The following is an 11347-nucleotide window of genomic DNA, read 5'->3' on the forward strand; positions in this document are numbered from 1 at the left end:
ATATAAACCCAAAAAAACATCAAAAGGCAGGCAGAAGATACCGGATAAACCAAAGGAAAAAGTCCAATATGGTCATGTCGCATTAATCGTTGAGAAAAGAAAAAAGCAAGTTAAGAGAGTAATTAAGTAAATATATATATTACAAAAAATGGGAACAGGCGGCACTTTTATTTGTGTATTGTCTTTTTTGCTTCCCTGATCTAATGAAGATGGTAAATTTTTACTTGTTTGCAAATTTGTTTACATCTTTGCAAAACCAGTGGGTGAGACCCCACAGGCGAAGCCGAGGAGGCTCACCGCACGCCCCGCGGAGTCACGCACCTGGAGTGGAAATCAATATACACTTTCTTTGGTGCGAATAACTAAACCATTCCTTAACTAATTAGAAGTTTCCTCATCATACCTGTCTTTTATAAACAAACAGCAGGATCAGAGAAACGGCCATAGCCGCAATCAAGGCAAGGTATGCCCGCTGAAAATCTCCTGTCGTGAAAATATCTCCATTCCACTCCAGCAGGATCGCGCCAGCCACGGAGCCGGAAGCACTTCCGACAAAATGAGTTAATTGCTTCATTCCGATGCCGGAACCTACATATTCTTTAGAGAGGATCCTGGAGGTTTCATTCGTCGAACTGGAAGAAAGACTCGAAAACCCGAAACTGGTGAACATATAGCCGGCCATTATCCAATACTCACTCAATGGAGAAAGGAAAAAGAAGATGACGGTTGAAATCAAAAGCAGTCCATGTGCGCCCAACAATACGGTGTAATTACCATAACGGTCAATCAGCCTGCCGACATAAATGGCGGCCACCGCTGAGAACATGGCTCCTGGAAATATTATAAAGCCGATTGCGGAAGGATTTTTCGAAAAAATGCCTCCCAGCATCAGAGGCATGAGCAGAAGGATCGCAAAGTGTGTCAAGAATCCCAGAAAGCTTATATATAGGAGCAGGCGGTAGCTCTTATCTTTTACAAGAGCAGGCTGTATGAATGGAAGCTCAGCCTTATTAATCCGCAGCCAGAGCAAGGACAACATCAGGATTCCACCAGTGAAAAAGAACCAGTTGAAGGTAGATAGGAACAACAGGAAAGCTGTGACGGAAAAGCCTGTCAGGACAGCTCCGATAACGTCAAATCTGCCTTTCTGTACTTCTTCTTTAGGCAAAATACGGAGCAGGACCGGCACCAGCAGGATCACTAAAAGAGTAACAACAAACAGATAATTCCATGAGAGATGTTCGGTGATCATACCGCCCACAACCGGTCCCAGTCCAAAACCGAGTGACGAGGCTGAGGCAATCAGCGCCATGGCCCGCCCCCTGTTGGAAATAGGGATGAACCTGCTCGCGAATACCATAGACAAACCAGGGATCGCTGCAGCACCAGCAGCCTGCATCAGACGTGCCAATAGCAGCAAACTGTAGCTCTCTGCAAAGAAACCAAGAATGGATGATAAGCCAAACAGTAAAATCCCGACGGCAATCAGCCGGCGGATTGGCAGATAGTCAGAGAGTCTTGTATATGTAATGGTACAGATTGCGAGAACGATAGAATAGCCGGAAACAACCCATGCACCTTCAGAAGCTGTTATAGAAAAATCACGTAAAATATTCGGCAGCGCTACATTGAACATTGTAGTGTTCATAACAACCAGCCAAATCGCCAGGCTCAAAATCATAACCGTTTTAAAATAACTTTCGTTTTCCGTTTCTGATGGTTTTTTCATAGATACACCTCCAGCCCACCGTCCGAGTATTTAGTCACTCGAAATACTATATCACAAAGCCGCCTCTCAGTGACAGTCACGACCCGGAATTTGTCGAACAAGTTTGTGCAACTTAGGGGTGTTATTGATCGTTCAATAGCTCGAGAACCCCTCTCTTCCGCCTGGGAAGAAAAACTGCCCGGGCTATTCACAGCAGCTCAGTGATTTTTTCAAAACACAATGAGGAGTGTGCTCAGCATGGTATTGACAGGTGAAAGAATCTATTTGCGGCCATTTGAAGAGAGTGATGCAGAGATCTTGTATAAGCTCATCATACGGAATAAATCCTTTTGGGGTGAAACAGAACCAGATTGGCAGGAAGGTTACTATACATTCGAAGGCCAGCTCCAGAACATCCGCTACTTCCAAACAGGGATGGGGCAGGGACAGTTTTTTACATTTGGGATTTTTACAAAGAGAGAGCATAACCTTATAGGAATTATCAATCTTTATGAAGTAAAACGGGGACCCTTTCAATCGGGAGTGATTGGGTACTGTCTTGATAAAAACTTCAACGGGAAAGGGCTGGGCACAGAAAGCCTGAGACTCATTCTGCCTTTTGCCTTCATCACATTGGAGCTCAATAGATTATCCGCTGAGGTTATGCCGAGGAACTATCCTTCCATCAGAGTGCTCGAGAAGGCCGGCTTTCAGAAGGAGGGCTTCAGGAGGGATAATATAATGATCAAGGGTGCATGGGAAAGTCATCTTCAGTTTGCGCTGCTGAAAAAAGATTGGGCTTAGTTCTTGATGAAAAGAAGTTGCGATAACTAATAGTATTAGTTATTATAAAACTAACACTATTAGTTTTATGTAGGGGAGAGCGAATCTATGAAAATTACCCAACGAAACAATCTTTATCAATTAGCATTTATGCCTGATTTTTTTCCAGTGAACTGCTACCTGGTCGAAGAGGAGGACAGCTTAACATTGATTGATACAGCTTTGCCGCATTGCGCAAATGCCATTATGATGACAGCCCGCAAGATTAGCAAACCCATCACGCGAATTCTATTGACCCATACACATAATGACCACATTGGGGCACTCATTAAACTTAAAACGATTAATCCGGATGCAGAGTTATGGATCCCGGAGCGGGAAGAACGGATGCTGAGAGGAGATAGGGGCATTGATCCAGGTGAATCTCAAACTCCAATTAGAGGGGGCCTGCCCAAGAATATGAACATAAAAGCTGATTTCTTAATGAAAGAAGGAGATCGAATCGGTTCTCTTATTGCTCTTGAAACCCCGGGGCATACTCCGGGATCGATGTCATTCTTGGATAGCAGAGATCGGTCTGTAATTGCAGGGGATGCCTTTCAAACAAGAGGGCGTACAGCGGTTTCTGGACAGATGGTGTTCTCTTTCCCATTCCCGGCGATGGCCACCTGGTGCAAGGAAACGGCACTGGTCAGCGCTGAAAAAATCCAAAGCCAAAATCCTTCCCTGCTTGCTGCCGGACATGGTAAAATGCTTGAAAACCCAGCAGAGGAAATCAAGAAGGCACTGATGTCTGCAAGAGAAAAGATGAAAGTGATCAAGTGAGGAAGGACGGGATTTCATGTCACCAAGAATGGGACTGACTAAAGATAAAATAATGGAGACAGCAGCAAACATGGCAGATAGTGATGGAATAGGATCTGTGACAATCGCCAATCTGGCGAAACAGCTGAAAATCCAGCCCCCTTCTTTATATAATCATATTAACGGTTTGAATGAACTTAAGACGGTTATGGCGATTCAAGGATTGAATAAGCTCCATGACGAAATGAAATCGGCCTTGGGAGGTAAGGAAGGAGATGAGGCTGTCCATGCATTGGGGGCTTCTTATCTGGCTTTCTCAAGAAGCCATCCTGGGTTATATGAATCAGCTTTGCTTGCTCCGGAACCAGGAAATACGGATGTGCAAGCAGCAGGAAACCGCATAGTAGAATTGGCACTCGGGACACTTAATTACCTGGGGCTTTCCCAGCAGGATGCCCTGCATGCTGTCCGGGGATTAAGAAGCGTGTTTCATGGCTTTGCGTCTTTAGAGCACAAAGGCGGATTTGGAATGAATTTGAGCATAGATGAGAGTTTTCAGAGGATGATCGATGTATTTCTGAAAGGGATAAAAAACCGGGGATAAATAGTAAAATACATTGCTTCGGTAGTTTTGTTCAGCAATACTACTCACCTCCTTTGAATAAAGAGGCTCGGCAAAAAGAACGTTAAGGAAGATCTGAGAGGACTTTCTTAACGTTCTTCTATTTACCTGATTCTCTTCTGCTGATAAAGAAGTGATGAAATCCGTACATCAATACTGATTTTGTCAGAAAAAGCGATAACAGCTGCAGCTGATTCATTCGCACAAGTCTCCAAACTCCAAGCTTCTTGAACCAGCTGTAAAAAGGATAAACAAAAAAGGTGTCCACAGCCAGGTTAAGCAGGAAAAACATGAAAAATCTCCCGTATGTAAGCTTAAGGATAAAGATACTTCCGGTGAAAAACGGACCTATTGCAAAGGGTATCATGCCCCTTAGCTTTTTTGAAAGATTGGGGTATATTACCCACCATTTCAGCTTTTCTGCAATGAGATCTTCGATTAATAGGAATACACCCATGAACATGGCTGCCGGAGAAAACCTTTTAATGGAGCGCCATCCTGCGAACGGCAGCATTATCCAGGAAAATGCCAGTAAGAGTAATATCAAAATTCGCGACAGCTTCATTATTCAGCCTCCTTTCACTTAATTTGGCTTTTAAGTGAAAGAATATACATGGAGGGTTGATTTGAATTTCCTGGTATTAAAAGAACATATCATCACCAAAAGGGCCTATAAAGCAAATTTGCTATCGCAGGAAAGATTTTTTGAGGCAGATACTTTGGCTGTATCATTTTGATTAACAGGAGTTTGGAAAGACTTGCGGATATAGTAATGGAAAATTATGGGTGTGGAGAAGAGAAAGAGCTGTCCCATTTTCAACAAAAAAAGTCCAAGGAATACAAAAGCCTGGAGAAAATAATAAACAAACTTTTATTCTCTCCAAGCATCACAAAGTTATTTGATCATTTATGATGAAACGGGCATTTTCCATTAATGGGTTCTACATCATCTCCGATAAAATACTGCTTCCATTCACGATGTTCTGGGTCTCCGTAGTGGCTGATATTGGGGTGCTTCGGAAGGTTATCCCACTTTTCGACCCTCTCCCTGACTTTCTCTCGTGACATGACTCCCCCTTTAGATGTACCTTCAAGCCCTTCGAATATCCTTCTTGGCTGAAAGCCCAGAATGAGGGAATTACCGAGGTCACGTGTTTTTCTTTGTTTATATGCAGGTGTATTGCCAAAAACAAAGTAAGGTTCCTCCGCAAAAGAGAAAGCCCATAGATAGTGGTCAGGATCTTGCGGATAGTCCTCTGGCCATGGCTTTTCGTCATTGTCATGCAGGTACTGCAGAATATTCCAGAAATATTCGCGGTAATAGGGAATATCCTTTTCCTCTTTTTCAGGTTCCACGAATAAAAACAGGCCATGGCGGATCAGCTTTGGACTATTGAATAAAGAATTGAACTGCTCTAATGTCTGAGGCAGCGTGGACCAATCCTCATGAGTTATGTAAGAGTACCTCAGTTCCCCTTTTTTTTCGCCTGCCATCCCGAAATAGCATGGAAATGTTTTGTCTGTAACAGTATCCCTGAAGGTTTTATACTCTTCAATCAGCCATTGCGGCACTTTTTCAGGATTTGTCATATCTTCTTTTGTCAGCAAGCGGTGTTGGATTGCAGTCGTCATAGTATCTCCTCTTTTTCATAAAATGTTTTTCCATTCCTTTACCCGCACCTTAAAACATCGAAACTTTTCTGTTTTGAGTATGTAGGAGTCTGGCAAACCAAGAATGGTTTAGCCTTTTTTAATGAGGGTAAATTTCTTGTAGAATTAAATCAAAGCTGAGACAGCATGCAGCTTTCAAGGAGGAAGAAATAATGGAAAAGAGTATCGTTGGTGCATACGATTCCACTGCTGAAGTAATGGATGTAATAAATAGTCTGACAAAAGACGGATACACTGAGGACGACATCCTCGTCATTTCAAACAGAAGAGACATTCATACACTGGATAATACAGCCGGACTTCATGTCGAACACCCTTCTGGTAATCATGAAGAGTCCCGCAGTATGTGGGAAAAGATAAAGGATTCCTTCAGAGTAAGTGAACAACAAGAAAATGAAAATCGCGATCTTTCACAATATAACATTCCACTAGATCAGGTAGGGACCTACCAGAGTAAACTAGAGGATGGAAAAATCCTTGTTGCCGTAACGGCAAAAGATAAATATGCTTTGAGCAATGGCGGTGAGGTGGTTGATTCCGGATCGACTATCGAACCTGTTTCCAGTGAAGAGAAAAACTTGAAAGACGATGATGTAAGGAACGTAAATCACACTAGGAACCAAACTTCGGCAGAGAACTTCCGCAGTTCGCCTACAGCCGGCAAGAGTATTGGCAACCATGGTGCAGAACCAGAAGATCTTCGTTCAGGCAATGTGGATACAACAGAAGATACCATTGGCGGAAATGTCGGCAACACACTTGGAGGAAAACTAGAATCTTCTGAGAGGAATTCTACTGGACAAGAGGGGCTGGATGACAGCCCGGCAGACCAGACTGAAAAAGAACATCGTGATGAAAAAAACACTGAAAATATAGATCAGAAAGAACGCTTTAAAGCAAACGACTATCGAGGAGACTTTTAAAGCCTTTAAAACCCGCTGACAACAGCGGGTTTTTTTGTGTCTAAAATACTTTAGTCCTTTAAAGCGCGAAGAGGGACTGTCCCTTTTAATGCTTTAAAGAGGTGAAGAAGTAACTCGAAGGAATTTAAATATGTAATTTATAGCATAAGTGGTTAAAATTACTGAAATTCAATGGGTTTTTGCAAATATCTAACGGGTAATTTCTTTATGTAAGATCAAAATTCGAAGGAGGTTATTATGATGGAAAAACATATTATTGGAGCGTATGATTCGACTAATGAAGCAGCGGCAGTAGTGGACCAGCTGTCAAGAAAAGGTTATTCCCCGGAAGAAATCCTGGTTGTTTCGAATAGAGACCGTCTCGGTTCTTTAGAAAATAAGACAGGGCTTCAGGTAGAACAGAGTGAATCGGCACAGCATGACCAGTCTATGTGGGATAAAATCAGAGAAGCTTTTACCATGGATGAAGAGACTTCTTCCAATAACCGCCTCTCCAATTATGATCTCTCGGAAACAGATACAAGACGATATGAATCGGACTTAAATGACGGAAAAATAATCATTGCAGTTGAAGCAAATTCTGCAACTGACTTGGATGAATTCAAGACTGAAACTGACGGCCGCGGAACTGAAAGTAATCAGTATACCTCGGCAGCGACTAATACCGCCGATCAAGAAGAATCCATGGAACTTCGTGAAGAGCGCCTGAGTGTGGACAAAGAGGAAGTCAAAACTGGTGAGATCTCCGTCGGAAAAGATGTAGTGGAAGAAGAAAGAAGTGTTGATGTCCCAGTAAGGCATGAGGAAGTTTATGTGGAGAAAAGACATGTGGCTGATGGTGAAACAAGGAATGCCACTGCAGACTTTGGAGATGAAGAGGAAATAAGAATACCAGTAGTTGAAGAAAAAGTAGAGGTCAAGAAAAAGCCGGTTGTTACAGATGAGGTTGTCATTGGAAAACGCACAACGGAAGAAACCGAGCATATTCATGATACTGTGAAAAAAGAAGAAGTACACTTAGATAAAGAGGGTTCTTCCCGAATTCAGGGAGAAGAGAGACTGAACGAAACAAGCAGCAGCGGGTCACCTGCAGGAACGTCGAGCGATGATACCTTCGTGACTGGTCAGGAAGGTATAACAGACACGGCTGGCATCCGTTCCGAAAAAGAGAGAAGAGACCATAAGAATACTTCAAATCTGAACGATAATAAGTTCAAAGGAAATGACTACCGCGGCGATATGTAATCCTAATTAACACTTTGCCGTCCTCGGCAATCCTGGCAGTAAAGCCGTATAAGCCAAGCAGCATGCGCGTACCTTTCATAAACGGGTGCGCGCATGTTTTTTTAGAATGGACAAAAAAAGCAAAGCAAATAAGAGGTGGAGATGCTCAGCCACCCCGCTAGAATGGGCACTTGTATGTGAGAACTGCTGCTTTCACACACAATCTTTACATAAACAACCTATCTCAATAGTAAAATACTTTTTATACTACTGTAGTAATCTATTGCATTTCAATCGATAGTTGTACATAATAGGTATATAATAGTAGTACAAAAGTTATACAAATAAAATACAGAGGTGAAACAACAATGTTGTTTGTTAAGCGCAAAGCAAAAGTTGTCCAATTTCAGCCGGAAATGAAGTTTCCTGATTCATCAGATAAAGTTTCCACTCCTTATCCCCACTTGTCAGAACGCCTCGAATACATGGGATTTTCCAATAATCATCTAACTATTTTACAAGAGTTGAGTCCGACCATTACACCGCTGCTGGAAGATCTTCTTAATAAAGTGCTGGATCAATTGTTCGAGGTGCAGGCGCTTGCAGGAATTGTGAAAGCATCATCCAATAGAGACAGGCTGCGTGCGGTATTCATCCGCTACTTTGAAAGTTTGCTGAGCGGAAGGCTTGATGAAGAATTTTTTGAAATGAGAAAAAGAATCGGAAGAACGCATAATGGCGCAGGACTTCCGGTTGAATGGTTCATCAGTACTTATTCCGCAATCAATACCTTGTTGATTCCTCAGCTGGTATCGCATCTTCAAACAAGTCCGGAGAAGCTCTCAGAAGCATTGCTGGCTGTAACCCACGTGACCAACCTTGATTCGCAGCTTGTGGTTGAGAATTACATAAACTCCAGAATAACAGAATTGAATGAGCTGAATGAATACAACCGCATACTCCAAACAGAGCTTACCGGCATCAGCCAGGAAGTGGCAGCCTCCGTTCAGCAGACAGAAGCTTCCATGACTGAAACCACTGGAAAGGCTGAGCAGATTCTAAAAGAGACAGAGCAAACCGAAAAAAGCAGCAAGAACTTACTTAACTTAACCGATTTAAATGAAACTCAGATGACTGAACTAATTGCTGCCTTTGAAAAAGTCGCAAATGATGTAAAACATTCTCTAGAAGGAATTTCCTTGTTAAAAGATATTTCAGGTTCCATTACCGAAATGACAAAGGGAATTGAAGCCATCGCGGACCAAACCAATCTGCTCGCATTGAATGCTTCAATTGAAGCGGCACGAGCTGGCGAAGGCGGGAAAGGATTCGCCGTTGTAGCAACAGAGGTCCGAAAACTTGCGGAAAGCTCCAAGGAATTGAGCAGCCGCATCAATGCGCTTATTGGCCAAAGCAACAAACAGGTAAGTGACCTGGACAGCCGAATGAGTTCCATGAGTCAATCTGCTCAGGATTCACAATCCAAGGTTCAGCATGTAAAAGGCGGGCTTATTACTGTCAAAATGGAGATGGAGCAATATATCCATATGTTCAAGCGAAACAAGGCAGACCTGGACAGCATCGTTCAGTCTATCAAAGAAATAAACCTTACAACTGAAGCACTTGCGCATCTATCCAATACGCTGCTGGAAAAAGCCGAGGCTGGGCGTTAGATTAGTAAAAGAGAAAGCAGGCAGAATGTGTCCTGCTTTTTTTTGTGTCTTTTAATATTATTTCGGCAATAACATACAGACAAAAGGAAGGTTTCTTCCATCTCCATATACGAATGAGAGTAAAAACCAAAAAGGAAATTTTTTAAAAAAAGATTGTCTAAATGTCCAATCATGAAATATAATTCGAATAGAAACAAAATTCTGAAAGTTAAAGGAGGAATATTCTTGGAGGCAGTTGTAGGTTGGCTTAATGGGGTGTTGTGGAGTTCGCCTGTCATTTATTTAATTCTGGCAATAGGACTTGTATTTTCAATTATGACTCGATTTCTACAGGTCAGACATATCAAAGAAATGTTTAAACTCATGTTCCAAGGCAAGAGTTCAGATGCAGGAGTATCATCATTCCAAGCTTTGGCGCTGTCGTTATCAGGGCGTGTAGGGACAGGGAATATCGCCGGTACGGCAACAGCTATTGCTTTTGGAGGCCCGGGAGCCGTTTTCTGGATGTGGACCATCGCTTTTATAGGAGCAAGTTCAGCGTTCATTGAATCCACGCTTGCTCAAATTTATAAAGTAAAGCAAGACGGACAATACCGCGGGGGGCCAGCCTACTATATCGAAAAAGGAATGGGCTGGAGATGGTATGGAGTCATCTTTGCAGCTGCATCGATTTTAGCAATGGCATTGCTGATGCCTGGGATTCAATCCAACTCAATCGCTTTGGGACTGGAAAACGCATTCGGACTTAATAAATGGATCACGGCTATCGGCCTGGTTATTCTTCTTGGTGTCATCATTTTTGGCGGCGTAAAACGTATAGCAAAGGTTGCCCAATATGCGGTACCTTTCATGGCGTTGGGATATATTTTTCTATCTTTGATCATCGTGGTCATGAATATCACGGAACTGCCTGCTGTATTCGCTCTTATTTTTAAAAGTGCATTCGCTTTGGATTCTGCATTTGGCGGGATTGTCGGTATGGCTATTGCATGGGGAGTAAAGCGCGGAATCTATTCCAACGAAGCTGGCCAGGGAACCGGACCGCATGCTGCTGCGGCAGCAGAAGTATCTCATCCTGCCAAACAGGGACTGGTACAGGCGGCTTCGGTTTACATTGATACCCTGCTTGTTTGTTCCGCCACTGCATTTATGATCCTTTTTACGGGGATGTACAATGTCGAAAAAGAAGATGGTACAATGCTCGTCAATAATCTTAACGGAGTGGAAGCTGGGCCTGCTTATACACAGGCAGCCATTGAAAGTGTGCTTCCGGGATTCGGTGCAGGATTTGTTGCCGTTGCCCTATTCTTCTTCGCTTTCACAACAATCATGGCCTATTATTATATCGCTGAAACAAACGTAGCTTACATTTTCAGAGGGAAAAATAATACATGGGCTATTGCTGCGTTGAAAATTATCCTTCTCGGTGCGACCATGTATGGCGCAGTGAAAACAGCTGAACTTGCATGGGCATTGGGTGATGTGGGTCTTGGCATTATGGTATGGCTGAACATGGTTGCAATTGTCCTCCTTTACAAGCCTGCTCTGAAGGCATTAAAAGACTATGAAGAGCAGAAAAAGCAAGGAATTGACCCGGTGTTTGATCCGGTTAAATTGGGTATTAAAAATGCTGACTTCTGGGAAAAAGAAGCAAAACCAGATCAAGAAAAAGTTTCTTAATAAAGAGGAAAACCTCCGAATATTCGGAGGTTTTTTGTTTTGTGTCTTGGACTGTTGTCAGTGAGGCAGACGTATGTCAATGGATTTTTGTCCGCTGGCCGGTTATTTACTAATACGGTTCATTATTCACTAAATTAGGGCAGGTCACTGGGCCGTAATTTTTATTTACATCCTAATATCTCTCAAGCCAAGCCGTCTCACTGGCCCGTAAAGAAGGTTTGCGGCCCAATATCTCTCAAGCTGGGCCATCTCACTGGCC

10 protein-coding genes are annotated in these 11347 nt (G+C 42.8%); 7 read left to right on the forward strand and 3 right to left on the reverse strand.

Going from position 1 to position 11347, the window contains the following annotated elements; all coding sequences use genetic code 11:
- Positions 1-397 precede the first annotated feature (397 nt).
- Positions 398-1729, reverse strand: a complete 1332-nt coding sequence (locus FZC79_RS08725) for an MFS transporter (RefSeq protein WP_148946430.1) — start codon at positions 1727-1729, stop codon at positions 398-400.
- A 237-nt stretch (positions 1730-1966) separates the two neighbouring features.
- Between FZC79_RS08725 and FZC79_RS08730 the strand changes: the two genes are divergently transcribed.
- The 3 genes from FZC79_RS08730 to FZC79_RS08740 all read left to right on the forward strand — a co-directional run bounded on the left by FZC79_RS08730 (position 1967) and on the right by FZC79_RS08740 (position 3899).
- Positions 1967-2512, forward strand: coding sequence for a GNAT family N-acetyltransferase (locus tag FZC79_RS08730; RefSeq protein WP_187442705.1), 546 nt, complete (start codon positions 1967-1969; stop codon positions 2510-2512).
- An 87-nt stretch (positions 2513-2599) separates the two neighbouring features.
- Entirely contained in the window at positions 2600-3316 is a 717-nt protein-coding gene (locus FZC79_RS08735) for an MBL fold metallo-hydrolase (RefSeq protein WP_148946432.1), read from the forward strand.
- Positions 3317-3332: 16 nt separating this feature from the next.
- Positions 3333-3899: a TetR/AcrR family transcriptional regulator gene (locus FZC79_RS08740; protein ID WP_148946433.1), complete on the forward strand. Its 567-nt coding sequence runs from the start codon at positions 3333-3335 to the stop codon at positions 3897-3899.
- Positions 3900-4017: 118 nt separating this feature from the next.
- Here FZC79_RS08740 and FZC79_RS08745 read toward each other — a convergent pair whose 3' ends face one another.
- Together FZC79_RS08745 and FZC79_RS08750 are read right to left on the reverse strand one after the other, a co-directional pair.
- A complete protein-coding gene (locus tag FZC79_RS08745) occupies positions 4018-4482 on the reverse strand; it encodes a hypothetical protein (RefSeq protein WP_148946434.1) in 465 nt (154 codons plus the stop codon).
- A 338-nt stretch (positions 4483-4820) separates the two neighbouring features.
- The gene (locus tag FZC79_RS08750; protein WP_148946435.1) at positions 4821-5549 is read right to left on the reverse strand and encodes a YqcI/YcgG family protein; all 729 of its coding nucleotides are present in this window, start codon (positions 5547-5549) and stop codon (positions 4821-4823) included.
- 191 nt (positions 5550-5740) lie between these two features.
- Here FZC79_RS08750 and FZC79_RS08755 point away from each other — a divergent pair, with 191 nt between their 5' ends.
- The 4 genes from FZC79_RS08755 to FZC79_RS08770 all read left to right on the forward strand — a co-directional run bounded on the left by FZC79_RS08755 (position 5741) and on the right by FZC79_RS08770 (position 11088).
- Positions 5741-6511 (forward strand): general stress protein, encoded by a 771-nt coding sequence (locus FZC79_RS08755; protein WP_148946436.1) that lies wholly within the window; start codon positions 5741-5743, stop codon positions 6509-6511.
- A 237-nt stretch (positions 6512-6748) separates the two neighbouring features.
- Positions 6749-7756, forward strand: a complete 1008-nt coding sequence (locus FZC79_RS08760; RefSeq protein ID WP_148946437.1) for a YsnF/AvaK domain-containing protein — start codon at positions 6749-6751, stop codon at positions 7754-7756.
- 347 nt (positions 7757-8103) lie between these two features.
- Positions 8104-9408: a globin-coupled sensor protein gene (locus FZC79_RS08765; RefSeq protein WP_148946438.1), complete on the forward strand. Its 1305-nt coding sequence runs from the start codon at positions 8104-8106 to the stop codon at positions 9406-9408.
- Between the two features lie 225 nt (positions 9409-9633).
- Positions 9634-11088, forward strand: coding sequence for an alanine/glycine:cation symporter family protein (locus FZC79_RS08770; RefSeq protein ID WP_252183289.1), 1455 nt, complete (start codon positions 9634-9636; stop codon positions 11086-11088).
- The last annotated feature ends 259 nt before the right edge of the window (positions 11089-11347 follow it).

It is taken from the genome of Rossellomorea vietnamensis (assembly GCF_008180615.1).
GTDB lineage: Bacteria > Bacillota > Bacilli > Bacillales > Bacillaceae_B > Rossellomorea > Rossellomorea vietnamensis_D.

Bases quoted from the DNA above. Each gene is read 5' to 3' on its own strand.
- FZC79_RS08745 (WP_148946434.1), bottom strand. From the start codon at position 4,482: ATGAAGCTGTCGCGAATTTTGATATTACTCTTACTGGCATTTTCCTGG.
- FZC79_RS08725 (WP_148946430.1), bottom strand. From the start codon at position 1,729: ATGAAAAAACCATCAGAAACGGAAAACGAAAGTTATTTTAAAACGGTT.
- FZC79_RS08740 (WP_148946433.1), top strand. From the start codon at position 3,333: ATGTCACCAAGAATGGGACTGACTAAAGATAAAATAATGGAGACAGCA.
- FZC79_RS08765 (WP_148946438.1), top strand. From the start codon at position 8,104: ATGTTGTTTGTTAAGCGCAAAGCAAAAGTTGTCCAATTTCAGCCGGAA.
- FZC79_RS08755 (WP_148946436.1), top strand. From the start codon at position 5,741: ATGGAAAAGAGTATCGTTGGTGCATACGATTCCACTGCTGAAGTAATG.
- FZC79_RS08760 (WP_148946437.1), top strand. From the start codon at position 6,749: ATGATGGAAAAACATATTATTGGAGCGTATGATTCGACTAATGAAGCA.
- FZC79_RS08730 (WP_187442705.1), top strand. From the start codon at position 1,967: ATGGTATTGACAGGTGAAAGAATCTATTTGCGGCCATTTGAAGAGAGT.
- FZC79_RS08750 (WP_148946435.1), bottom strand. From the start codon at position 5,549: ATGACGACTGCAATCCAACACCGCTTGCTGACAAAAGAAGATATGACA.
- FZC79_RS08735 (WP_148946432.1), top strand. From the start codon at position 2,600: ATGAAAATTACCCAACGAAACAATCTTTATCAATTAGCATTTATGCCT.